Genomic DNA, 22615 nt, shown 5'->3' with positions numbered 1-22615 from the left:
AGGGACTAGAATCCCTCACAGGCTAAGAAATCTACCCCAAAAACATCTCACGCACTAAGGGAAATGCACATGCAGCAGGGCACGCCGCGCCCACCCGCGACTCCGGCCCAGGCGCTGAGCGCCATGGACCACCTCGTCGCGACGGGCATGATCGGCCAGCAGGAGATGGCCCAGCGGCTGCACCTGAACGTCACCGACCTCACCTGCTTCGGCTTCGTCCTGGAGGCGGGCGACACCCTGCTCACGGCCGGCGACCTCGCGGAGCGGGCCCACGTCACGACGGGCGCCGTCACGGGGATCCTCAACCGTCTCGAGCGCGCCGGGTACGTCACCCGTCGCCCCGACCCCGACGACCGCCGCCGCGTCCGCGTCGCCGCGAACCCGGACGCGGTCGCCCGTGTCATGGCCCTCTACGAACCGCACTACGCCCGCGTCACCGAACTCTTCTCCGACTACTCGCCCGCCGAAATCGCGGTCCTGTACGACTGGTTCACCCGTACGGGAAAGTTGATGAGCGAATACCTGGAGGAATTGCGGAAGCGCGACTGAGCCATTGCGCCTTCGCCTAGCGTGGAGAGGGCCCGAAGTCGCAAGTATGGGATGCGACTTCGGGCCCTTCTCGTTCGCCCGCCGCTCTGCTGTCGGTGAAGCCGAGATCCCTGGCCACGCCCCCCGCCGGGAACCAGTACTCCCCCCTCCGCCAACGTGAGCCTCCGCACCCACACCGGAAACCCGCCGCGACCGCGTGCGAGCGGGGGATTGTGCTCAGAACACTGCCATCGGTCAAGTCCCGACTTCTCGCGTCACGCGATTCAGGGGCATGACGCCATTCAAGGGGCCGGGCCTAATGGATATACGCACTCCACGGCCGGAAATCCGTGAGTCGCGAGCCATCCGGCAACATATTGTCCACCCTCCCCCCACTTTTATGGGATGTGAATTTCCATGACTCGCCGTTCCCATCTCCAGCGCATCACGCTGCTCACCGCCTCGACCACCATGGCCCTCGGAGGCGCGGTATTGCCCAGCAGCGCCTTCGCCGCCACGTCGGCGCCGCACACGGCCGCCACCACGATCACCGCCGATCACGACGCTCACCATCAGCACGCCGGCGCGGCCTCCGCCAAGCAATGGGTGGAGACCACCGACGCCGCGAGCAGCATCAAATTCCGGCTTCCCGGAAAGCCCGAGGTCGAGAAGCTCACCAAGGCCAAGGACGGCGTGAACGGTCGCCTTTACATGATGGAGACCGATGACGGGATCGTCGGCCTCGCGGTCGTCGACCTGCCCGGCGCCCAGGCGTACCTCGATGACGGTCTTCGGGGGTTCGTCGACGGCTACAACGAGAACTGCGCGTCCTCCAGTGAAAAGCTCGCCAGTACCGGCGTCCACAAGACCACGGTCGACGGCCGGCCCGCCCTCGACGCGCATCTCTCCGCCCCTGACGGCACCGTTGGTTCCGCACGCCTGATCGCCGGCGACACCCACTACGTCGAGGTCCTCTCCCTCGGCCCGAAGGAGAACGGGAAGCCCATGAGCGAGACGTACCAGCAGCTCCTCACGAGCCTCCACATGCCGGACACCAGCCCCACCCGTGCCGGCTGACGCCGACGCCGGCAACATCACGATCGACAAGGTCGTCGTCAACGGCGGCAAGCCGGTCGTGGCCGGTACCACCAAGGCGCCGCGCTCGAAGCACGGGGCCTCAACCCACCCTCTTGCCCGCGCACGCCCCTCGCGGAAGTGCACCGGCCTGTACCCGAGTTCGGCAGGCCGAGCGTAAGGACCGCCTGGTCCCGTGTCCTCCAGGACGAACCGCCCTGGTGACGCGGCGCGCCCAGCAGAACGCCGACCGGAAAGCGACCGATGATCTCCGGCAGGACCGACACGGGCTGATCTTCACCACGAAGTACGGCACCCGATCGAGCCGCGGAACCTGACCCGCATGTTCGCCCTGCGGCCCGCCGCGGAACACTCGGCACGCGCGGATCGCCATGACCCGTTGCCGTACTTCGCTGCTGTACGGCACGAAAAAGCCCCGCTCCGGTGACCGGAACGGGGCTTTCACCTGTGTGCACTCGGCAGGATTCGAACCTGCAACCTTCTGATCCGTAGGCGCGTTCACTCCCGATGCGCGTTCCGCGGACCAGTCCATCCGTGGCTGTGATCCGGCCGAACCGACGGGCATGGGTCCGTGGATGTGCACCGGTGTACGTGGCTGTTGATGTCAGCCGTTGATGTCAGCAGAGCCAACAGCGGCGCAGGAACGGCGACGGCCCGCACCATTGGTGCGGGCCGTCGGTATGCCCTGAATCAGCTGATGGGCGGGCTGTAGCGCAGAACCCAACCGGGGCTGGGACGGTGGACGGTGACCTCAACGGCGCGACCGGTCTTCGTGTAACCGGTGTGCGTGATCTGAAGCAGGTTGCTGCCGACCTCGACTCCGAATGCCTCTGCTTCGACCGAGGTCGCCGCGTACAGCGTGATCTCCTCAATCGCTTCGGTCTGCTCGAATCCCGCGTCGCGCATCCGGCTGATGATGCCGCCGAGACCCGGGTCAGGACTCTCAATGCTTGCGGCCTCTGCCACGTCCACGGGGACGTACGAGTCGGCAAGCTGGACCAAGCGGTCACCGTCGTACATGTGCCTGGCACGGATCACGGTCTGGTCAGCGCTCGCGATACCGAGAAGTTCGGCGACCTGAGAGGGCGCGGTGTCGCGACGGATCGCGGTTTCCACGCGGGGAGCCCCCCCGAGTCGCTTGATCTCGGTCTCGAAAGCCCCACGGCTTTCGCCGGCCTCGCGACGCGCCGTGCGGTAGCGCTCCGTGGCATCGCGGACGATGGCGGTGTTGCTGCTCACTTCGGTCTTTCCTCTCAGACGGCGGGCTGGTCAATGGGCCACTCATAGCTGAGCGACCAGAGGGTGATGGGCATGACGTGGACGCAGACTTCCACGGCCCTGCCGCTCTCGGTCAGGCCGACATGGGTGATCTCGTAGACCAGCCTGTCGGCTGAGACGCCAAGCGACTCGGCTTCTTCCTTGCTCGGAGGCCGTACATCCACGGACTCCCGGATACGGGTCTGCTGGTACCCAAGCTCAGCAAGACGAGACTTGCTACCGCCGTCCCCGGTGTCCTGCTGCTCAAGTTGCGTATCGAACGCCACGTCACCAGGGAAGTACGAGGTAGCCACCTGCACGACGGTGGCATCAGCACGCATGACCCGTGCTCGGACAAGTGCCTTTGCGGCGTGATGGATGCCCAGGATCTGGGCGACTCGCTTCGGTGGCCGCTCCCGACTGATGACGGTTGACGCGCTCGACGTCATCCCGAGCCTGGCAATCTCCGCCGCGAACGCGCCTCGCGCGCCGGCTTCTTCCCGAGCCGACTTGATGTAGCGGCCAGTCCCGTCCCGGTGAATCTTGCCGAGGATCGGAGAGACGAACGTGCCTTCACCCCTGCGCGAGATGATCAGGCCCTCGTCTTCCAGCACCCGGTACACGTCGCGCGCGGTTTGGTAGGCGACACCTTCGGACTCCTGAAGCTCCCGAACCTTGGGCAGCGCAGAACCCGGGGGATACACCCCCTCCAGGATCTTCGCCCGAAGCTCAGCGGCGACCCGCTGGATCTTCGGAACCTTGATCTCTTCCACGCCTGACTCCCTTGGTGTGTGACTCGCGACCCCAGTGTTGCAGAACTAGTCCTACAAGGATAGCCGGGATCACTTCGCAACCGCTCGAACGATCTTCAGAGTCTCTGAACTAGTTCTATTGACGGCCGCTCCGGAGCGTGCCTTAATCATCACAGCGCACCGCAGAACTAGTTCAGCGGAGCGACTGGAGGGGCCTTCTTTGGGCTGCTCCGACAACTCCACAGCGTGATCCGCCACAGACGTGACGGCCGTGACCATGCCGGCCGAGGTGAGCGGAGACCAGTCGGTCACCTCCCGTCAGGGACACGCACCGACTCAAAAGAACGGATCTGCCCAAGGGCACACACGCCACGCGAAGAGACCGAGATGCGATTCCTCGGAAGAGCGGGACTGAGGCACAGATCCATATCGCGCAGTACGGGCTGTCACCTCCCGCAAAAGGTGTCCGGCGCGGCTCAGGGCCGCGCACCTTCTTGACCTAGATCGCTCCGCCGCGCTCGATGCGGCGGCCGGTTGCCTCCTCCGCCCGTCCGGCCCTGGTGGTCGTACGGGCGGGGTTGAGGGGAGCCGGATCTTCCGACTTCAACGGCGAGCGGCTCCCGGGTGGCACCCCGGGAGCCGCGTTCGGGCCGTTCCACGCTGAGAGGAACACGACCCAATGAATCACATCGTCACTGTTCAAGAGGCTGTTACCGCGTTCGCCGACTTCATGGAGCCGACGGCCGCGGAGCTGGACGCGATCGACCGTGAGATGCCCGCCATCGAGGCGGACATCGACCTGCTGGACGCGCAGATCATCGCCCTGGACCGCACCCCCACCGAGCTGGACACCCGCCGCATCCGCCGGGCCCGCAGCGTGGCGCTGGCCATGCGGCTGGTGCTCGCCAACCAGGTCGCGCCGCTGGTTCCGGGGGTGGGCGCGTGAGCACCCCTCAGACGCTCGCCACCGCGCACGCGGAGGTGAAGGCGGAAATCGCGCGGACCGACACCAAGACCGGTCTGTTACTGGCGTTCGTCGGCGCCGTGCTCGCCGGCACGTGGACCGTCGCCAAGGACGTCCCGCTGACCGTTCCCGCGTACGTCGTGGGAGGGCTCGGGATGGGCCTGCTGGTCGCCGCGGCTGACCTGCTGCTGCGGGCGGTCCGGCCGAACCTCGGTGGTGGCCGCGGGTTCCCGCTGTGGGCGACGCTCACGGCCGAGGAGATCCGCACCACCCTCGCCGGCGACCCGGCCGCGGACATCGCAGGTCTGTCCCGGATCGCCGTCGCCAAGTTCACCAACCTGCGCCGGGCAGTCCATCTGACCCGCGCGGGCGGCGCCCTGCTCATCCTCGCGGCCCTGCTCGCCCTCGGGGGTGCGGCATGAACCGCACGGGCAGGATCCTGCTGGTGACGGCGCTGGTCGCGGTCGTCGCGATGGCGTTCCGCGTCTCGTGGAACGCGTTGCGGGACATCGCCAACGCCATCGGCGCGGACCACACCGCCGCGACGCTCTACCCGTTCGTGGTCGACGGCCTCATGGCCCTCGCCCTCGTCGCCACGCTCGTTCTGGCCGGACGGGACCGGACGTTCGCGCTGAGGGTGCTGGGCACCTACACGCTCGCCTCACTGGTCCTCAACTACGTCCACGGGCTCGTTCCCGAGCTGCACGGCCAGACGGTCGACTGGGGCCGACTCGCGAACTGGGATCCGGCGAACTGGGCGCTCGTGCTGCTGGCTACCTCTCTTCCGGTCGGGTCGATCTACTTCGGATCCGATCTGGTCGCGAAGGTGCTGCACCACCGCCCCGCCCCGATCCCCACCCCGGGCACCAATAGGGAGGAATCGACCGAGACCATGAGCAATCGGTCTACCGCTGACCTCGCGGAATCGACCCCCGCACCTGTGGTGGTCGCTCCGGTGCGGATGCCCGATCCGGTGGCCGTGGAGTTCGTGAAGTCGACTCTCCCCCTCAAGCCCGTCCCCACCACCGTCGCCCCGACTCCCGCCCCCGCGATCGAGCGGCACACGGTGGCCGCGGCCGAGTCGACCCGCCCCCGCCGGGCGACGGGTCGGGTTCCCGAGGCAGCCCGATCGCCGCGGCCGAAGCGCACGCCGGACCAACTGCTCGCCGAAGCCCGCACGGTGACCGCCGACTGGCCGGACGCGAAACTCACAGCCGAGGGGATCCGCCTCGCGGTGCACACCTCGCCGAAGAACGCCCGGATCCTGCGCGAGACCCTCCGAGCTGAACGCGACGGCGCCACCACGGCCGTCTGATGGGCGGGTCGTTCGGCAAGTGCTACGACCCTTCCGGCAGTCAGTTCGGCATCCCCACCTACCCCTGGCGCTACGCCCCCAAGGGGCTCGCCACCCGCCGCCAACTCCGCGCCCAGGGCTTACGCCCCGGCGGTCAGCAGATAGCCGCGCAGGTCCTGCGCCCGCGCTACCGGCGCGGCCCGCTGACCGCCTACCTCTACCGCATCGACCGCGCCAAGCCCGTCCGGCCCATGACCCCGGCGAGGTGGGCAGCGCTCGCCAAGGCCAACCTGGCGCGCCGCACCTGTCCGAAGTGCCGCACGGACGCCGGATACGTCATCCCCACCTCGCTCGGCATGTGCGTGCCTTGCGCCTACCCCGACGACGAACAGCGCGCCGCCTGAACACGTCGACCAGACCCAGGAGTTCCGCTGTGACCAGCACCAACACCACCCCGCCCGCCGTCGCCTACTCCTGGCACGGCTGGGTGACCGTACGCGGCCAGGGCCGCGCGTTCGCCTCCGGCACCGTCACCGGCCCGCACGGCTACTGCCGCGCCCGGGCCCTGCGCGACATCGGCGCCTGGCTGGACGCCCGCGGCTGCACCGGTCGCCTCGCCGACATCGCCCTCCTGCCCGCCCACCACACCTCGCCGAAGGGGAGTTGACCATGGGGAAGCCCGACACCCGCCGTCTGGACCGCGAGATCCGGCAGACGATGAAGAAGCTGGAAGCCGTCCGCCGGGGCGAGTGGTGGCCGCTGAACGGCTCGGAGCGGCGCGCCATGGCGCGCTCGCTGGCCGGCGGCGCCTACCGGGCCGCCCGCGGCCGCAGCACGGGCCGTGCCGAGGAGCAGATGGACAGCACGGGTTCGGCGGCTGAGATGCGGCTGAACGCGGAACTGACCGCCCTGCACGGCGAGCGCCAGCGCCTCATCACCGAGGCTGCCCGCGCCAAGGCCGCCAAGAAGTCTTCCGGCTGGTTCTGACCAGCCCGCACCACCCGCCGGGGTGACCGCCACCTGCCACGGACACGGCCACCCCGGCGCCCTCCACAACTCCCGCCCTCGAAAGGGCAGACAGGAGCACCCTCAGCATGTCTGAGAACGTCGTTCACCTCCACAAGCCCACCGATCCTCCGACCGACGACGCGGCGCCCACGGTGCTGACCGTCGTGCCCGACGCCTCGCCGGCGGCCCCGGTGCCGCTGTGGGTGCGCTCTGGCCGCGCTGTAAAGACCGCGGTCACGCACGAGACCACCATGACAACCGCCCGCGCGGTGGCACGGCACAGCCTCTACACGTTCAACGGGGGCCGGATCGTGGCCCGCCGTACCTGGGACGGCAAGACCGGGGCCCGCTACGAGCGCATGATCCGTACGGCGGAAGCCGCGGGGAACCTGGAAGCGGCCGAGGAGTGGGAGGAGCGGTTGCAGCGCTTCCGCGCCGCCCGCCACCACCGCCGTATGGACCTGCTCCACTCGCCCGTAGAGGCCGCCAAGGGCGTTGCGGTCGGCACCGGGGTGAGCATCGGGGTGCTGGTCGCGCTCGGGGTCGTGATGGCCATCAACAACCACGACGTCACCGACGTCATCACACCGCTCCGGGCGACCATCGACTTCATCGCCCTGCTGATCCGGATCGTGCAGGTCGTATGGGGTCCGGCCCTCACGATCGGCCCGTTCCTCGCCCTGCTCGCCCTGTGGACCGTCGGCAGCAAGCAGCAAGCCGCACCCCAGTGGGCCCTGCCCGCCAACGTCCGATCCAGTGAGGGCGAGCCGATCACCCCGTCGATCGTCGTCAAGGCCCTGCGCGACCTCGGGGTGCCTGCACTGCGCAACGCCATCAAAGAGATGGGCGACGCCGGCGCGTCCATGCTGTCCCCGATCGTGATCGCCGGATGCGGTGTGGAGGTCGACGTCACGCTCCCGTCAGGGGTGTCCACGGTCGAGGTGCAGCAGCGCCGCAGGAAGCTTGCCGAGAACCTCGCCCGACACGAGCACGAGGTGTTCATCACCATCCCGACCGCGGCGCGTACGGTGCGGCTGTGGGTGGCCGACTCCGGGGCGCTGGACGAACCGATCGGCCCGTCCCCGCTGGTCACGGACGAGACGATGACCGCCGACTACGCCAAGGGCCGCGCCCCCTGGGGACAGGACCTGCGCGGCGACGCGGCCTCCCTGAGCCTGTACCAGCGGCACCTGCTCATCACAGGTCTGTCCAACCAGGGCAAGACCGCCTCCCTTCGGGCGCTGGCGCTGTGGGCCGCGCTGGACAAGCGGGTTGAGTTCCGGATCGCCGACCTGAAGGGTGTGGGTGACTGGGCCATGTTCGACGGCCTGGCCACGGTGCTGATCCAGGGTCCGACCGATGAGCACGTGATCGAGGCGACCGAGATGGTTGAGGACGCCCTCGACGAGATGAACCGCCGGATCGAGGCGCGACGGCTGGACCCGTCGGCAGTGTTCGACCCGCTGATCTGCATCGTGGACGAAGCGCAGGTGGCGTTCATGTGCCCGGCCGTGGACGACGAGAGGCGCCCCTACGGCGGGTCCAAGGCAAAGTCCCGGTACTTCATGGGCGTCCGCAAGATCCACAACCAGGGCCGTGCGGTCGACGTGCTGATGTGGCAGGGCACGCAGGACCCCACCGACCAGAACCTCCCCAAGCTGGTCCGCGAGGGTGCCCACACCCGCGCCTCGCTCGCCCTGGGCACCGAGTCGCAGGCCGTCATGGCGCTCGGGGAGAAGGCCGTCAACGGCGGTGCCGCCCCGCACCTGCTGCGCCAGGGACTGGACAAGGGAACCCTGGTCATCGCCTCCGACGGGATCGCCATCCCCAAGGGCCAGTCCTCCCTCACCGTGCGCACGCACTACATCGACGACGACGAAGCCAAGGCCATCACCACCCGCGCCAAGGCACTGCGCGACGGCGTCACCACCCTCCACAGCATCGAGCGCGCTGAGGAGCGTGACCCGCTGGCGGACGTCTTCGACGTCATGGGCGACGCGGATCGCTCGTACACGCAGGACGTCCTCAAGCGGCTCGCGATCCTGAACGAGGACGCATACGGGGGCTGGACCTTCGGCGACCTCAAGCGCGTGCTGGAGGCCGACGGGGTGGAGGCGTACAAGTCCCACGGCCGCATGGTCGTCCGCCGTGACGACGTCGTCCGCGCCCTCGACGACCGCGACCGCGAGGGTTCCGCTTCCGCCTCCGAGTAGCGGGGAGGCGCACCCTCCCGCGGCGGGGAGGCGGGGAGAACTCCCCAACCCCCTCCCCAACCCGCATCCCCCACGTTGATCAGCGAAAACACCGATTCAGGGAGGCGGGGAGGCACCCCAGGTCAACCCCCGAAAACCCCCTCCACACGCCCCCGGCAAGGGGGTGCGTCCGCCTCCCCGACCCATGCCCAGAAGGGATTCCGTATGTACCCGGAACACCTCGGCCACCTGCCCGCCGAACGGGCCGTGACCATCCACCAACCCGTACCCCTCGCCCCCGTTCAAGCGGCGCCCCTCTTGCCCGTGCAGCCCGCCGGCATCCCGGCGGTGGCGAGCATCGTCCTCCCGGACGGCCGCGTCGTCACCGGCTACGCCATCAACCCCGTCCAGCCGGAACCGGTCGCGGCCAAGCCGGCCGTCTCGCGCGCGGCGGTGAACGTCGCCCTCGGGGGCGTCGGGTTCCTCGCTGTGTGCGGCGGACTGCTGCTGCTCACCACGTTCATCGCCGCCCTCACCGCGCTCATCACCCAGCTCATCACCCTCGCCGCCGTCATCTTCGGCGGATGGATCGCCGTCCAGGTCTTCGGCGCGAGCGGCCACCGCGACGGGACCACGGTCAACATCCGCAAAGCCGTCTTCAAGCGCAACCACTTCCACGGCTGAACAGCCCTCGAAAGGAAGCCATGACCGCGCCCGCAACGAAGCCCGCCGTCTGGACCGACGGAGACCCCCTCATGGAAGCCATCGCCCTGGCCGTCTGGGAGCACTGCAACAGGGACGGCTACAACACCGTCGTCGACGACCCGCGCAACATCGCCGCCGTCGCGGCATCCGTCGCCCGGCAGCACGCCATCACCGACCACCAGGCCAAGAACCAGTAGCTACGCCAAGGGCGGCCCCCGTCTCGCCAAAGCCATGGGCCGCCCTTGTCCACCAGCCTTCAACAGACCTGTGGAGGTCTCCAGCATGACCCAACCGACCGACAACCGGCGAGAGGCCTTACTCGCCGCCGCGCTGAACGCTGCCGGCCGCGGCTGGCACGTCTTCCCGCTCCGTCCCGGCACCAAGCGCCCCGCCCTCCACGGAGAGGCCACCTGCCCGCGCACCGGAGCATGCGAGGCAGGCCACCGCAAATGGGAGCAGCGCGCGACGACCGACCCCGACCGCATCCGCGCCACTTGGTCGCAGGGCCCGTTCAACGTCGGTATCGCCACCGGTCCTTCCGGGCTGCTGGTCGTCGACCTTGACATGCCCAAGGACAACAGCAATGGGGACGCGCCTGACGGCGCGACGACCTTCGGGGCGCTCTGCGAGCGCACCGGTCACGCCGTCCCCGATACCTACCGGACGCGGACCGCGAGCGGCGGATGGCACCTGTACTTCGCGGCGCCGTCCGGGGTGCGGCTGGCCAACACGGCAGGAACGATCGCGCCGTTGGTCGACACCCGCGCGTGGGGCGGGTACGTCGTCGCCACGTGCAGCATCACCCCCGCCGGACCCTACGAAGCCATCAGCGGCCCCGTGGCGACCCCTTTGCCCTCGTGGCTGCTGAGCATCCTGAAACCGGCCCCCAAGCCCGTACAGGCCCCCTCAGCGCCCGTAACGGCACAATCCCGCCGATACGCTGACACAGCGCTCGGCAGTGAAGTCCGCAACGTCTCCGGGGCCCAACTCGGCCAGCGCGAGGCGAGGTTGTTCCGGGCGGCGCGAGCCATGGGGCGCTTCATCGCGTGGGGCGACCTCCCCCGGCACGAGGTAGAGCAGGCTCTTCAGGAGGCCGGCGAGGCGGTGGGACTGCCGCCGTCCCAGTGCCGCGCCACCCTCCGCAGCGCCCTCAACTGGTCCATCGCCCACAACCAGCGCCGGCGGGACGCGGCATGACCGCCCCCTCCCGTCCCCCTCTGAAGAGCATCACTGCCACCCCGAACGGCCAGCAGCACGCCGACGAGGCTGCGGCACGGACGGCCGTGGGCGAGCCGAAGGACGTCGCCGAAGGCGTCCCCATTGCCGTTCGCCCTGACCCGCAGACCGGAGACGGCCGCTACCCCGTCGCGTGGCTCCACATCTGCGCCCCGTACGGGGCCACCCCGTCCGCGTCGTCTCGGTGCCTGTGCGGATGGAACCGCCGGGCGTTCGGCCGGACCCGCGTCCTGGCCCTGATCGCCAACCACACCGCCCACCGAGACGTCTGCCCGCTCCGCAGCCCCCAGGAAGGGAGGGACACCGCATGACGGACCGCCCCGCCCCCGAGACCGAGGAACTCCCCGCGCCGTCCCACCCCATGGCCGTTGCCCGCCGCCTGCTGCCCGACTGGCAGACCGAGGGCGGACAGCTCATCTGCCGACGCTGGCGCGCATCCTGGATGCGCTGGAACGGCACCTGTTGGCGCGAGATCGACGAAGCACAGGTACGCGCCCACATGTACGAGCGGCTTGAGCACGCCATCTACCGGGTGCCCGCCAAGGACGACGAGACCGAGGAACGCGACTGGGCACCGACCAAGCAGAAGATCAGCAATCTGCTGGACGCCCTCGGAGCCATCACGCTCCTGCCGACCGACACCGACGCGCCCGCGTGGCTCGACGGCGCCGGCGCGAGCGAGCCGGACGGCGGTCCGATCGTGGCGTGTGCCAACGGCCTGCTCCGGATCCGTGACCGCGCGCTGCTGCCGCACACCCCCGACTTCTTCAACCTCGTGTCCGTCCCGTTCGCCTACGACCCCGTCGCCACGGCGCCGGAATGGGAACACTTCCTGTCCGAGGTCTGGCCTGACGACCCCGACGCGATCACCGCACTACAGGAGTGGTTCGGCTACATCCTGTCCGGACGCACCGACCTACAGAAGATCCTGCTCATGGTCGGCCCCTCCCGCTCGGGCAAGGGCACCATCGCACGGGTGCTGAAAGCGCTGGTCGGCAAAGAGAACCTTGCTGGGCCCACGCTGGCAGGGCTGGGGACGAACTTCGGTCTGTCGACTCTGGTCGGCAAGTCGCTGGCGGTCATCTCCGACGCTCGGCTGTCCGGCAACGACAACAGTCAGGTCGTGGAGCGGCTGTTGACCATCTCGGGTGACGACACGATCGATGTCGACCGCAAGTACCGCGAGCAGTGGACCGGGAAACTGCCCTCCCGGCTGATGATCCTGTCCAACGAACTGCCGCACTTCGGCGACTCCTCCGGGGTCATCGCCAACCGGTTCGTCCTGCTTAGCATGCGGGTCTCGTGGCTGGGCAGGGAAGATCCCACCCTCACCGACCGCCTCATTGCCGAGATGCCCGGCATCCTCAACTGGGCATTGGAAGGGCTCGCCCGACTCCAGCGCACCCGCCGGATCACGGAACCCGTCTCCAGCCGCGACGCGGTCACCACCATGCGTGAGACCGCGTCCCCCACCAGCGCGTTTGTACGCGAGCGCTGCACCACCGGCCCGACGTGCACGGTTCCCGTGGACGATCTGTGGGCCGTCTGGCGGGAATGGGCGGAGGACAACGGAGTCCGCGCCGGCACGAAGCAGGTGTTCGGCCGCAACCTCCTGTCCGTCATCCCCCAGCTCAACCGCACGCGTCCCCGTGCCCCGTCGGGCGAACGGATCGCGACGTACAACGGCATCGCCGTCAGCGGTTGAGCCCACAATTTGCCGGGTCGCGGCCCATCGCGGCCCACCATCCCTGACCTGCGGTTTTCCCACACTCCACTACGCCCCATCGCGGCCCACCCCACACGGGGCGTGGGCCGCGATGGGCCGCGCAACAGTGGGACAAAACCGCAGGTCACAGCCTTGGGTCGCGATGGGCCGCGACCCACAGCATTGTGACGCCAACCACACCCCGGACCGCCCTCCCCTCACCCCAGGGAGATCCCTGCATGACCACCGCCATGCCCCCAAGCCACGAGGCACTCAAGGTCCCCGAGGTCATGACCGCCCTGCGCCTCAGCCGCAGCAAGGTCTACGACCTCATTCGCTCGAAACAGCTCGCAAGCTTCACGTCCGGCCGCGCTCGCCGCGTCCCGGTCGACGCCGTACGCCAGTACATGCGCAACCGCATTGAGGAGAGCGACTGATGGCCAAGCGCGCCAACGGTGAGGGAACGATCAGCAAGCGTGCGGACGGCAGGTATCACGCCGCTGCCTACGTCTACCGCCCGGACGGGACCCGCACCCGGAAGTTCGTCTACGGCAAGACCCGCAAGGAAGTGGCTGACAAGCTCACGGAGTTGCAGGAGAAGACCCGCCAGGGCATCCCTGCCGCGGAGTCCACGATGGCGTTCGGGGACTACCTCACCTACTGGCTCGCCACCATCGCGCCGCAGCGGCTCAAGCCGTCCACGCTGAACAGTTACGAGGGTTTGACCCGCCTGTACATCCGCCCCGCCCTCGGCAAGAAGCGGCTGAACCGGTTGTCGCCGGCGGACGTGCGCCGGTTCCTGGGGGAGTTCAAGGACTCCTGCCTGTGCTGCCTGCGCGGCGCGGACCAGGAGCGCCCCGAGGACAAGCGTTCGTGCTGCGCCGTGGGCCGCTGCTGCAAGCGCCGTCCGTCCGCCCGGACCGTCCAGTACATCCACGCCGTCCTCCGGTCCTCGCTCCAGCAGGCGATCCGGGAGGAACTGATCGCGCGGAACGTCGCGCGGATCGTGGAAACCCCCACCGTCACCCGCAAGGAGGTGCGTCCGCTGGACGCCGCAGAGGCTCGCCTCATGCTCAAGACCGCCCGTTCCCACCGCCTCTACGCCCTGTGGCTGCTACTCGTGTCCACGGGCCTGCGGCGGGGCGAGGCGCTCGCCCTAACCTGGTCGGACGTCGACCTCACGAACGGTCAGCTCCGCGTCCGCCGGAACGTACAGCGCATCCGGCGTGAGCTGATCTTCGGCAGTCCCAAAACCATGCGCTCCATTCGCACGGTGTCCCTCCCAAAGCACTGCATGCGGGCACTCACGCAGCACCGAGCCCAGCAGGAGCGGGAACGCACGGTTGCGGGGAAAAAGTGGCAGCCTGCCCCGGGGCACCCGGACGGGCTGATCTTCACGACGGCGACCGGCCGCGTCACGGACCCCCGCAGCCTGAACCGGATGCTCACCATCCTGTGCCGGGACGCCGGCGTACGACGCGTGCGCGTTCACGATCTTCGGCACACCTGCGCGTCGCTCCTGCTCGCTCAAGGCGTGGACGCTCGCACGATCATGGAAACTCTCGGCCACAGCACGATCACGATGACGCTCGACACCTACGCGCACGTCATGAGCACGACGCTCAAGGCTGCCGCCGACCGGATGGACGACGCCCTGAAACTGGACGACTCGGAGGAGGAATCAGACGACGAGCAGGAGCCGGGCACCGAGAAGTGATCGGCGTTTCTGGCCGCGTTGATGTCAGCGGTTGATGTCAAAGGCCCCCTGGGATGATCCCGGGGGGCCTTTGAGCTGTGTGCACTCGGCAGGATTCGAACCTGCAACCTTCTGATCCGTAGTCAGATGCTCTATCCGTTAAGCTACGAGTGCTTGTTCTGTTGTTTCCTACTTCGTCCCGCTTCCCGGGCTTTCGGCCCGCTCGCGGCGACAGGAAGAACATTACATGACTGCCGCCGCCATGTGAAATCCGTTTGCCGCACCCCTTGTGAGCTGGGCAAACGCGCTCCGGAGGGTCGCAACGCCGAAGCCCCGGTCCAGGTGGACCGGGGCTTCGGATCTTGCGGCGGAGGCGGAGGGATTTGAACCCTCGATGGGCTTTAAGGCCCAAACCGCATTAGCAGTGCGGCGCCATAGACCGGACTAGGCGACGCCTCCAGCACAACCGTCCGCGCGAGCGCGAGTGGTGCGTGCAGATGATGACACAGCCGGGTGGGCTGTCACCAATCGGTTCCCACGGTACTAGGCAGTCGGGCCACAGAGCAAAGCCATGAGGAGTCGGAGCGCCGTGGCCCCGGAGTGGTGAGGAGCCGGAGGCCCGGAGAGGCGGGATGGGAGTGCCGGGGTGCCGCGGAGGTGCGGAGTACCGGGGTCCCGCGGAGGCGCGGGGGCAAGGGTCCCGTGGAGCGCGGGCGTCGGTCGCGCGCAACCGCTCAGGCCCCCTCGCGTTAGTCAGGTCATGTTGCATCGTCTCGTCCTCACCGCCGCCGCGTCCGTCGCGGCACTGTCCGCCGTGCCCTCCATGCCCGCCGTCGCCCAGGCCGGAGCCGTCCGCGCGGAACCGGCCTCCCTGAGCCTGATGCCTCCGCCGGCCCGCGGCGAGGATTCCGGGGACCGGCTGACCGTGACCGTCCACCACACGGAGGGCGGCGACGGGACGTACGAACTGCGGTGTCATCCCGGTGGCGGCAGTCACCCGGACGCGGGCAAGGCGTGCGCGACGCTGGACCGGCGGACCACCTGGGGCAAGGGCCCCTTCGCCCCCGTGGCGCCCGGCACGATGTGCACGATGATGTACGGCGGTCCGGCCACCGCCCATGTGACCGGGACCTGGGCCGGGCGGCCCGTCGACGCGCGGTTCGACCGGGCGAACGGCTGCCAGATCGCGCGCTGGGACGCCCTCGTGCCCCTACTCCCGGGCTCCGCCCACAGCCGCGGCACGGCTCGGTCATGGTGACACCATGGTTCGGCGGGGTAGGAAGAGAGAAGGGGCGAAATGCGCGGTCACAGGTTCTTCCGTTGTTCTGCGTGCGACCTCCCTCTCATCCGGCGTCGCGAGCGCAACCTCTGCCCGTAGACTCCCTCGCGTGACACGCTGCGGGCAGGTTGGCAAGATGGCCCTCGCGGTCGGCAAGGTGCGGTAACAGGGAGGAAGCGTCTCGTGAGCAGCAGGCCATCCCGAGGCGCTGCTCGCCTCGCAGCCATACTGGACGCGCTGCCTGATGCGTTGGTGCTGGTCAACGCCAATGGCACGGTCGTCAACGCCAACACCATCGCCCTGGAGGCCTTCGAGGCCCCGGGTACGGCTCTGGTGGGCCGGGGGCTGCTCGATCTGCTGCCGCAGTTCGACTCGCGGCTGATCCCCGGGTCCATGCGGCGGCCCGACACGATCGACCAGCGCGGGCGGACCAAGCCGACCAGGATGATCGCGCGGCGGACCGACGGCAGCGAGTTCCCGGTCGAGGTCACCAGTGCGAATCTGGAGAACGGCCAGCAGGCCTACGACAGTTACGGCCCCACCCCTGACGAGCTGCTCATGCTCGTCGTACGCGATCTGTCAGGCACCGTCGACACCGAGGCCGAACTCGCGCGTTCGCAACGACAGACCGAGATGATCCTGCGCGCGGCGGCCGAGGGTGTCGTGGGCACGGACACGGAGGGACGGGTCGTCCTCGTCAATCCGGCGGCCGCTCAGATACTGGGATACCGGGCCAGTGATCTCGGCGGCCAGGACCTGCACGCCCTCATCCTCCACTCGCGCGCGGACGGCGAGCCCTTCGCGTACGAGGAGTCCCCGCTCGCCGACACCCTGCGCTCCGGGCGGAAGCACCGGGTGCGCGGGCAGGTGTTGTGGTCCAAGTCCGGGGACCAGGTGCCGGTCGATCTGACGACCGCTCCGGTGCGCGACGGGGACCAGCTCGTCGGCGCCGTGATGACCTTCACCGACCGGCGGCCGTACGACACTCTCATCGAGGAGAAGGACGCCGAGGCCACCCGGCACGCGGAAGACATCGAGCGGATCGGCGAGGAGCACGCGGCGGAGCTGGAGGAGCTGCGCGAGCGGCACGCCGCCGAGCTCGCCGAGGTGCGTGAGCAGCACGAGGAGGAAATCGCCGCGGGCGACGAGCGGTACGCGGCGCTCGGCGAGCGCGAGAAGGACCGCTACGAGGCCCTGACCGCCCGGCACGAGCAGCTCCTCTCCGTGCTCGGCCAGTCCCTGCGCGGGCCCCTCGACCAGCTGCGCGGCGAGCTCTCCAAGCTCGCCGCCGACGACGCCGGACAGCTGTGGCCCGAGGCCAACCAGGTGCTCCACCACCTCGCGGCGGGCTACTCGCGGATCACGACCCTCGTCGACAACGTGCTCGGCTATCAGCGGCTGGACGCGGGGGCCGAGCAGATCGTCCGTACGAACGTGATGCTGGACGCGGTCGTCGCGGCCGGTGTCGACGGGGCCGTCGAACTGATCGGGCCCGGGCGCGTGCAGTTCGCCGTGCACGCACCGCCCATCGAGGCCGAGGTCGACCCGCAGCGGCTCGCACAGGCGCTGGCGCACCTCATCGCGGACGTGGCCGGCGTCGACGCGACCGGCAACGCGCCGGTGTCCGCGGGCGGCTACATGGACAACACCGTCGTCGTGGCCGCGGCGCAGCGCGGCGAGGTCGTACGGATCGAGGTGCGCGGGCCGTACACCGGGGGAGACCCGGTGCACGAGCCGATCGTGCGCGGGATCGTGCGCGCGCACGGCGGTGTGCTGCAGACGCACGAGGTGCCGGGGATGAGCGGCAGCGCGTTCGTGCTGGAGGTGCCGATCGGCGACGGGGCCGGCGCGATGGCGCCCCAGGCCCCGGTGTCAACCGGTGCCGAGATCGCCCTTCCCGAGCAGGCCTCGCACCAAAGCGGCGGCAACCAGGGCGGTGGCAGGCGGCGGGCCCGGCGGTCCTCCGTGGACGCCTTCCTGGAGAGCGAGGTCGCCACCGCGGAGCCAGCGGCGGTCGAGGGCGGTGCGAGCGCTCCCACCGGGCGGCGCAGGCGCCGTACGGCCGCGGAGCAGGAGGCCGCCGAGGTGTCCGTGCCCGCGCAGGCCGAGGGCCCCGGCGATGACGGCGGTGCCGTCGCCACCGGGCGCCGTCGTGGGCGGCCGAGCCCGGTCGAGGGCGCGGACGGCGATGACGCCGAGGGCGTGTCGGAGGGCGCGGTCGTCATGGCGGCCGAGCACGCGGCGGGAACCGCGGCCGTGGGTACGGGGCTGGGCGGGACGGTGCCTCCGCAAGGCGTTCCGGTGGCTTCTCCGCAAGGGGTTCCCGTGCCGTCCGGGCGGCGCGCACGGCGTAACGGCGAACAGCACGCGCTGCCGCCCGCGTTGCCCGCGGCCCCCAGCGCCCCGAGCGCGCCCGGTACCCCGGGTGCCCCGGAGACCGTTCCTGCCGAAGGTGCCGGTGCGCAGCCCACCGGACGGCGTCGGCGGGCGCTGGCCGCGGCGGCCGAGCGGGCCGCGGCGCAGGAGGGGAGCTCCCGGACCGTGTTCGCGCTCCCGCCCGCGGAGGCGGACCGCTCACCCGAGTACATCCAGGCCGAACAGGCGCAGCAGGCCCAACGGGCCCAGCAGCAGCTCCTGGAGCAGGCGGGTGACGCCGTCGGCGCCGTCGCCGGTCATGACCAGGGGGACGAAGGCCGGCACGACGGGATGCTGCACGACCCGGCCGACGATCACACTCCGCCGCAGCCGCACCCGGTTGCCGCTCCGTCGGGGCTGCGGACCCGTCAGGCCCCTGCGCCCGCCCCGGCTCGGCCGAACGCGGCGGCGGTTCCGCCTCAGGGCGTCCCTGTGCCGGCCGCCCCCGCGCCCGGCGCCCCGGCGCAGGCCGTCCCCGCGCAGGCTCCGGCCCCGTGGCCGGCCCCGAACGCCGACGACACCTCCGGCGTCGGCACCCCCATGCCGCCCGGCGTTCCCGTTGCGCCCGGTACCCCGGTGCCGCCGGGAACGCCCGTACCGCCGGGCGCGTCCACGGCAGCGGCCGCCCGTCAGGCTCAGCCTCAGGCACAGGCTCCCGCCCTCGGCGCTCCCCTCCCGCCGGAGCAGCCCGCGCGGCCGAAGCCCCAGAGCCGGCCGTCGGCTCAGCCGCGGGTCGCCCAGCCGCTGCCCGCCGAGGCCGCCGCGCCGATCGACCCCAACTCGACGCAGGGGCGCGCGTTCAGCGTGCGGACGCTCGGGCAGGGCGTGCCGTTCAGCCGCCAGACCGCGCCGAACCAGCCGGGGGCCGTGCCGGCCCAGGCGCAGGCACTGCAGTCCGCGACGCCTCCCCCGCACCAGACCAATGGCTCCGGCCGCCGCCGCAAGCTCGGTACTCCCCCCGAGCCCGCCTCGGAACGCCCCGAGACGACGGCGCGCTCGCACCCGCAGGCCGGGCAGAGCGCCACCGCTCCGGGCTCGAGGCTGGCCGGAGCCACCGACGGCGCCGGTCGGTCGTACGCCATAGGAGCCCCGGACAAGAACGCCGACGAGGGTCCTGAGCCGCTGGACGGTCCCGGTGGCGCGGTCGAGGTCGCCGACCAGCCGCAGCCGCGGCCCGTGGACGACGAGCTGCCTCCGGAGCCGCTGGACAACCCGCGCCGCCTCCTTGTGTGGCCCGCGCCGGACGTGACGACCCAGCAGGCGCTGAGCGACCGCGGCTACCGGCCCGTCATCGTGCATTCGCGCGAGGAGGTGGACGCGCAGATCGCCGCGTTCCCAGCCGCGCTGTTCGTGGACCCACTGACCGGTCCGATCACGCGCACCGCACTGCAGTCGCTGCGCCAGGCCGCCGTCGCCGCCGAGGTCCCGGTGCTGGTGACGGCGGGACTGGGGCAGGCGACGCGGGAGGCGGCGTACGGTGCCGACCCCGCCGTACTCCTGAAGGCGCTCGCGCCGCGGGACTCCGAGCAGCACCCGCCGCGCGTGCTGCTCATCGAGGAGCACGCGGAGATCGCGCTGGCGTTGACCTCGACGCTGGAGCGGCGCGGAATGCAGGTGGCGCGGGCGTCCACGGACGAGGACGCGGTCACGCTGGCCTCTCAGATGCGGCCGAACCTGGTCGTGATGGATCTGATGCAGGTACGGCGTCGGCGCGCCGGGATCGTGGACTGGCTGCGGGCGAACGGGCAGTTGAACCGCACCCCGCTCGTCGTCTACACCGCGGCCGTCGACCAGGCCGAACTGCCGCGCCTCGCCGCGGGTGAGTCGGTCCTCTTCCTCGCCGAGCGCTCGACGAGCGTCGAGGTGCAGGAACGGATCGTGGATCTGCTCGCGCGCATCGGCACGAACTGACCCGCCATGCTCCGGACCTCGAACTGAGTCCATTCATACGACGGTTGGGGTGCTGTTTCACGTGAAACAGCACCCCAACCGTCATTCCGTCACCGAGGACCTCAGAGCTGGGTGACGTCCAGCGTGCCCTCCGCGTACTGCCTGCGCAGCACCTTCTTGTCGAACTTGCCGACGCTCGTCTTCGGGACCGCCTCGATGATCGTCCAGCGCTCGGGAAGCTGCCATTTGGCGATCTTGCCCTCCTCGGCGAGGAAGGTGCGCAGCGACACGAAGTCGGCGGTGACGCCCTCCCTGAGGACAACCGTGGCGAGAGGACGCTCGCCCCACTTGTCGTCGGGAACGGCGACGACGGCGGCCTCGGCGACGGCCGGATGGGACATCAGCGCGTTCTCCAGGTCGACGGAGGAGATCCACTCGCCGCCCGACTTGATGACGTCCTTGGCGCGGTCGGTGAGGGTCAGGAAGCCGTCGTGGCTGATCGTCCCGACGTCACCGGTCTTGAGCCAGCCGTCCTCGCTGAACTTGTCGGCGGGGCGGACCGGTTCGGCGCCCTGGCCGCCGTAGTACGCGCCCGCGATCCAAGGGCCGCGCACCTCCAGCTCGCCCGCGGACTCGCCGTCCCAGGGGAGGCGTTCGCCGCCGGGGCCGGTGAGTCGGGCCTCGACGCCGGCCGGGAAGCGGCCCTGGGTGAGGCGGTACGCGAACTCCTCGTCCGTGCCCATGACACTGGCCGGCGGCCGGGCGATCGTGCCCAGCGGGGACGTCTCCGTCATGCCCCAGGCGTGGCAGACGCGCATGCCCAGCTTGTCGAAGGCCTCCATGAGGGAGGAAGGGCAGGCCGAGCCGCCGATGGTGACCTGGGTGAGGGAGGAGACATCCCGGGGCTTGGCGTGCAGTTCGCCGAGCAGGCCCTGCCAGATGGTGGGAACGGCCGCGGCGTGCGTCGGCCGCTCGGACTCGATCATCTCGGCGAGCGGCGCGGGCTGGAGAAAACGGTCCGGCATGAGGAGGTTGACGCCGGTCATGAACGTGGCGTGCGGCAGGCCCCAGGCGTTGACGTGGAACTGGGGGACCACGACGAGCGAGGTGTCCTGGTCGGTGAGCCCCATCGACTGGGCCATGTTGACCTGCATGGAGTGCAGGTAGATCGAACGGTGGGAGTAGATGACGCCCTTGGGGTCGCCGGTGGTGCCGGAGGTGTAGCACATGGCCGCGGCGGCCCGCTCGTCCAACTCAGGCCAGTCGTACGCGGTCGGCTTGCCCGCGATCAGCTCGTCGTACTCATGCACCTGGACGCTCGCGCCCTCGAGCAGCGAACGGTCACCGGGACCCGAGACGACCACGTGCTCGACCGTGGGCAGATGGGGGAGCAGCGGCGCGAGCAGCGGGAGCAGCGAGCCGTTGGCGATGATCACGCGGTCGGCGGCGTGGTTGACGATGAAGACGAGCTGCTCCGCGGGGAGGCGGAGGTTGAGCGTGTGCAGGACCGCACCCATGGAGGGGATCGCGAAGTACGCCTCGACGTGCTCGGCGTTGTTCCACATCAGCGTCGCCACACGGTCGTCGTCCTCGACGCCGAGGTCCTCGCGCAGAGCGTGCGCGAGCTGGGCGGCCCGGTCGCCGATCTCGGCGTAGGAACGGCGCTGTGGCTCTCCCTCACCCGTCCAGGTGATCACCTGCGATGTGCTGTGGATGGCCGACCCGTGGGTCAGGATCCTCGAGATCAGCAGCGGTACGTCCTGCATCGTGCTCAGCACGGCGTCCTCCCGGGGCGACATTGCCTACGAGGCGGTAAGGGATGCGCTGATTCTGCGCACATACCACGCGGTATGTCACTAGCTCCGGGCGATCGATCAGGTCACAGGGGTCATTCGGCTCGGACGGGAACTTCTCCGCGGGGGCCGTTCGGTCCGGATGGCCGAAGGTCAGCGCACGGGCTCCAGCTCGGGGTCCTCGCGCAGCTTGCCCAGCGCCCTCGACACCGCCGACTTGACCGTGCCGACGGAGACGCCGAGCACCTCCGCGGTCTGTACCTCGCTCAGATCCTCGTAGTACCGCAGGACGACCATGGCCCGCTGCCGCGCCGGCAGCTTCATGATGGCGCGCCACATCGCGTCGTGCAGCGCCTGCTGCTCGGCCGGGTCCCCGGCGGGGACGTCCTCCGGCTCCGGCAGCTCGTCGCACACGAACTCGTCGACCTTGCGCTTGCGCCACTGCGAGGTCCGGGTGTTCAGCAGCGCACGTCGTACATAGCCGTCGAGCGCGCGATGGTCCTCGATCCGCTCCCACGCGACGTAGGTCTTGGTCAGCGCGGTCTGCAGCAGGTCCTCGGCGTCGCTCGGGTTCGCGGTCAGCGAGCGGGCGGTACGCAGCAGCACCGGCTGGCGGGCCTTCATGTACGACGAGAACGACGGGTACGGAAGGGTCCGCGTCCCGACGCTCGAACCGCTGGTGCGGACGAGTGTGGTCATGGCTCCACGCTAGGAGTGACCCCTACTCTTTCGGATCGGCCGCAGGTCCCGAAGAGGTGTCCCCCTCAGGTTGTAGGAGGGGGGTTGACCCCACCTCCTGAGGGTGG

Annotated in this window: 22 protein-coding genes, 2 tRNA genes and 1 pseudogene; 19 read left to right on the top strand and 6 right to left on the bottom strand. The window is 70.0% G+C overall.

The genetic code is table 11. From position 1 onward, the window contains the following. The first annotated feature begins 63 nt into the window (after positions 1–63). The 3 genes and pseudogenes from OG819_RS14095 to OG819_RS58570 all read left to right on the top strand — a co-directional run. Complete coding sequence (locus OG819_RS14095; protein WP_266626228.1) at positions 64–549, top strand: MarR family winged helix-turn-helix transcriptional regulator; 486 nt, start codon at positions 64–66, stop codon at positions 547–549. A 396-nt stretch (positions 550–945) separates the two neighbouring features. After that, positions 946–1605, top strand: a complete 660-nt coding sequence (locus OG819_RS14090) for a hypothetical protein (RefSeq protein WP_266626230.1) — start codon at positions 946–948, stop codon at positions 1603–1605. A 212-nt stretch (positions 1606–1817) separates the two neighbouring features. Then, positions 1818–1960: pseudogene (locus tag OG819_RS58570) on the top strand (site-specific integrase); the annotation flags it as partial. 353 nt (positions 1961–2313) lie between these two features. Here the strand turns inward: OG819_RS58570 and OG819_RS14085 are convergent. After that, positions 2314–2862 carry a UTRA domain-containing protein gene (locus tag OG819_RS14085; protein WP_266649653.1) on the bottom strand — a complete coding sequence of 183 codons (549 nt, stop codon included), beginning with the start codon at positions 2860–2862 and terminating at the stop codon, positions 2314–2316. A gap of 14 nt (positions 2863–2876) precedes the next feature. Further along, positions 2877–3653 (bottom strand): GntR family transcriptional regulator, encoded by a 777-nt coding sequence (locus OG819_RS14080; RefSeq protein WP_266649651.1) that lies wholly within the window; start codon positions 3651–3653, stop codon positions 2877–2879. Positions 3654–4311: 658 nt separating this feature from the next. Between OG819_RS14080 and OG819_RS14075 the strand changes: the two genes are divergently transcribed. The 14 genes from OG819_RS14075 (at position 4312) to OG819_RS14010 (ending at position 14453) form a co-directional block, all read left to right on the top strand. Further along, the gene (locus OG819_RS14075) at positions 4312–4578 is read left to right on the top strand and encodes a DUF6284 family protein (protein WP_266649649.1); all 267 of its coding nucleotides are present in this window, start codon (positions 4312–4314) and stop codon (positions 4576–4578) included. Then, positions 4575–5018, top strand: coding sequence for a Pycsar system effector family protein (locus OG819_RS14070; protein WP_266649647.1), 444 nt, complete (start codon positions 4575–4577; stop codon positions 5016–5018). The genes OG819_RS14075 and OG819_RS14070 overlap by 4 nt, the downstream gene beginning before the upstream one ends. Further along, positions 5015–5911: a DUF2637 domain-containing protein gene (locus OG819_RS14065; protein WP_266649646.1), complete on the top strand. Its 897-nt coding sequence runs from the start codon at positions 5015–5017 to the stop codon at positions 5909–5911. The genes OG819_RS14070 and OG819_RS14065 overlap by 4 nt, the downstream gene beginning before the upstream one ends. Then, the gene (locus OG819_RS14060) at positions 5911–6294 is read left to right on the top strand and encodes an RRQRL motif-containing zinc-binding protein (RefSeq protein WP_266649644.1); all 384 of its coding nucleotides are present in this window, start codon (positions 5911–5913) and stop codon (positions 6292–6294) included. The genes OG819_RS14065 and OG819_RS14060 overlap by 1 nt, the downstream gene beginning before the upstream one ends. A gap of 29 nt (positions 6295–6323) precedes the next feature. Further along, the gene (locus tag OG819_RS14055) at positions 6324–6557 is read left to right on the top strand and encodes a hypothetical protein (RefSeq protein ID WP_266649642.1); all 234 of its coding nucleotides are present in this window, start codon (positions 6324–6326) and stop codon (positions 6555–6557) included. Positions 6558–6559: 2 nt separating this feature from the next. Further along, positions 6560–6877, top strand: coding sequence for a hypothetical protein (locus tag OG819_RS14050; RefSeq protein WP_266649640.1), 318 nt, complete (start codon positions 6560–6562; stop codon positions 6875–6877). A gap of 107 nt (positions 6878–6984) precedes the next feature. After that, a complete protein-coding gene (locus tag OG819_RS14045) occupies positions 6985–9111 on the top strand; it encodes an FtsK/SpoIIIE domain-containing protein (RefSeq protein WP_266649638.1) in 2127 nt (708 codons plus the stop codon). Positions 9112–9315: 204 nt separating this feature from the next. Beyond that, a complete protein-coding gene (locus OG819_RS14040) occupies positions 9316–9774 on the top strand; it encodes a hypothetical protein (protein WP_266649636.1) in 459 nt (152 codons plus the stop codon). Between the two features lie 20 nt (positions 9775–9794). After that, positions 9795–9992, top strand: coding sequence for a hypothetical protein (locus OG819_RS14035; RefSeq protein ID WP_266649634.1), 198 nt, complete (start codon positions 9795–9797; stop codon positions 9990–9992). Between the two features lie 85 nt (positions 9993–10077). After that, on the top strand, positions 10078–10992 hold the full coding sequence (locus OG819_RS14030) for a bifunctional DNA primase/polymerase (protein WP_266649632.1): 915 nt from the start codon (positions 10078–10080) through the stop codon (positions 10990–10992). Then, positions 10989–11342, top strand: coding sequence for a hypothetical protein (locus OG819_RS14025; RefSeq protein ID WP_266649631.1), 354 nt, complete (start codon positions 10989–10991; stop codon positions 11340–11342). The genes OG819_RS14030 and OG819_RS14025 overlap by 4 nt, the downstream gene beginning before the upstream one ends. Beyond that, positions 11339–12736: a phage/plasmid primase, P4 family gene (locus tag OG819_RS14020; RefSeq protein WP_266649629.1), complete on the top strand. Its 1398-nt coding sequence runs from the start codon at positions 11339–11341 to the stop codon at positions 12734–12736. Before OG819_RS14025 ends, OG819_RS14020 begins: the two co-directional genes overlap by 4 nt. A gap of 239 nt (positions 12737–12975) precedes the next feature. Beyond that, positions 12976–13173: a helix-turn-helix domain-containing protein gene (locus OG819_RS14015; RefSeq protein WP_261688600.1), complete on the top strand. Its 198-nt coding sequence runs from the start codon at positions 12976–12978 to the stop codon at positions 13171–13173. Beyond that, positions 13173–14453, top strand: a complete 1281-nt coding sequence (locus OG819_RS14010; protein WP_266649625.1) for a tyrosine-type recombinase/integrase — start codon at positions 13173–13175, stop codon at positions 14451–14453. Before OG819_RS14015 ends, OG819_RS14010 begins: the two co-directional genes overlap by 1 nt. A gap of 80 nt (positions 14454–14533) precedes the next feature. Here the strand turns inward: OG819_RS14010 and OG819_RS14005 are convergent. Together OG819_RS14005 and OG819_RS14000 are read right to left on the bottom strand one after the other, a co-directional pair. Further along, positions 14534–14606, bottom strand: a tRNA-Arg gene (locus tag OG819_RS14005). A 194-nt stretch (positions 14607–14800) separates the two neighbouring features. After that, positions 14801–14891 (bottom strand) — tRNA-Ser (locus tag OG819_RS14000). 301 nt (positions 14892–15192) lie between these two features. Here OG819_RS14000 and OG819_RS13995 point away from each other — a divergent pair. Together OG819_RS13995 and OG819_RS13990 are read left to right on the top strand one after the other, a co-directional pair. Continuing rightward, the gene (locus OG819_RS13995; RefSeq protein WP_266649622.1) at positions 15193–15690 is read left to right on the top strand and encodes an SSI family serine proteinase inhibitor; all 498 of its coding nucleotides are present in this window, start codon (positions 15193–15195) and stop codon (positions 15688–15690) included. A 204-nt stretch (positions 15691–15894) separates the two neighbouring features. After that, a complete protein-coding gene (locus OG819_RS13990) occupies positions 15895–20037 on the top strand; it encodes a PAS domain-containing protein (RefSeq protein ID WP_266626248.1) in 4143 nt (1380 codons plus the stop codon). A 101-nt stretch (positions 20038–20138) separates the two neighbouring features. Here the strand turns inward: OG819_RS13990 and OG819_RS13985 are convergent, their stop codons facing one another. After that, on the bottom strand, positions 20139–21815 hold the full coding sequence (locus tag OG819_RS13985) for a long-chain fatty acid--CoA ligase (RefSeq protein ID WP_266649617.1): 1677 nt from the start codon (positions 21813–21815) through the stop codon (positions 20139–20141). Positions 21816–21962: 147 nt separating this feature from the next. Next, positions 21963–22508 (bottom strand): SigE family RNA polymerase sigma factor, encoded by a 546-nt coding sequence (locus OG819_RS13980; protein WP_266432847.1) that lies wholly within the window; start codon positions 22506–22508, stop codon positions 21963–21965. Positions 22509–22615: the final 107 nt, after the last annotated feature.

Origin of the sequence: Streptomyces sp. NBC_01549, assembly GCF_026339955.1 — a bacterium.
GTDB lineage: Bacteria > Actinomycetota > Actinomycetes > Streptomycetales > Streptomycetaceae > Streptomyces.
The sequence above is the reverse complement of the archived record's forward strand: the minus strand, read 5'-3'. Positions and strand labels throughout refer to the sequence as shown.

Bases quoted from the DNA above. Each gene is read 5' to 3' on its own strand.
- OG819_RS14095 (WP_266626228.1), top strand. From the start codon at position 64: ATGCACATGCAGCAGGGCACGCCGCGCCCACCCGCGACTCCGGCCCAG.
- OG819_RS14090 (WP_266626230.1), top strand. From the start codon at position 946: ATGACTCGCCGTTCCCATCTCCAGCGCATCACGCTGCTCACCGCCTCG.
- OG819_RS14075 (WP_266649649.1), top strand. From the start codon at position 4,312: ATGAATCACATCGTCACTGTTCAAGAGGCTGTTACCGCGTTCGCCGAC.
- OG819_RS14065 (WP_266649646.1), top strand. From the start codon at position 5,015: ATGAACCGCACGGGCAGGATCCTGCTGGTGACGGCGCTGGTCGCGGTC.
- OG819_RS14060 (WP_266649644.1), top strand. From the start codon at position 5,911: ATGGGCGGGTCGTTCGGCAAGTGCTACGACCCTTCCGGCAGTCAGTTC.
- OG819_RS14050 (WP_266649640.1), top strand. From the start codon at position 6,560: ATGGGGAAGCCCGACACCCGCCGTCTGGACCGCGAGATCCGGCAGACG.
- OG819_RS14045 (WP_266649638.1), top strand. From the start codon at position 6,985: ATGTCTGAGAACGTCGTTCACCTCCACAAGCCCACCGATCCTCCGACC.
- OG819_RS14040 (WP_266649636.1), top strand. From the start codon at position 9,316: ATGTACCCGGAACACCTCGGCCACCTGCCCGCCGAACGGGCCGTGACC.
- OG819_RS14035 (WP_266649634.1), top strand. From the start codon at position 9,795: ATGACCGCGCCCGCAACGAAGCCCGCCGTCTGGACCGACGGAGACCCC.
- OG819_RS14030 (WP_266649632.1), top strand. From the start codon at position 10,078: ATGACCCAACCGACCGACAACCGGCGAGAGGCCTTACTCGCCGCCGCG.
- OG819_RS14025 (WP_266649631.1), top strand. From the start codon at position 10,989: ATGACCGCCCCCTCCCGTCCCCCTCTGAAGAGCATCACTGCCACCCCG.
- OG819_RS14020 (WP_266649629.1), top strand. From the start codon at position 11,339: ATGACGGACCGCCCCGCCCCCGAGACCGAGGAACTCCCCGCGCCGTCC.
- OG819_RS14015 (WP_261688600.1), top strand. From the start codon at position 12,976: ATGACCACCGCCATGCCCCCAAGCCACGAGGCACTCAAGGTCCCCGAG.
- OG819_RS14010 (WP_266649625.1), top strand. From the start codon at position 13,173: ATGGCCAAGCGCGCCAACGGTGAGGGAACGATCAGCAAGCGTGCGGAC.
- OG819_RS13995 (WP_266649622.1), top strand. From the start codon at position 15,193: ATGTTGCATCGTCTCGTCCTCACCGCCGCCGCGTCCGTCGCGGCACTG.
- OG819_RS13985 (WP_266649617.1), bottom strand. From the start codon at position 21,815: ATGTCGCCCCGGGAGGACGCCGTGCTGAGCACGATGCAGGACGTACCG.
- OG819_RS13980 (WP_266432847.1), bottom strand. From the start codon at position 22,508: ATGACCACACTCGTCCGCACCAGCGGTTCGAGCGTCGGGACGCGGACC.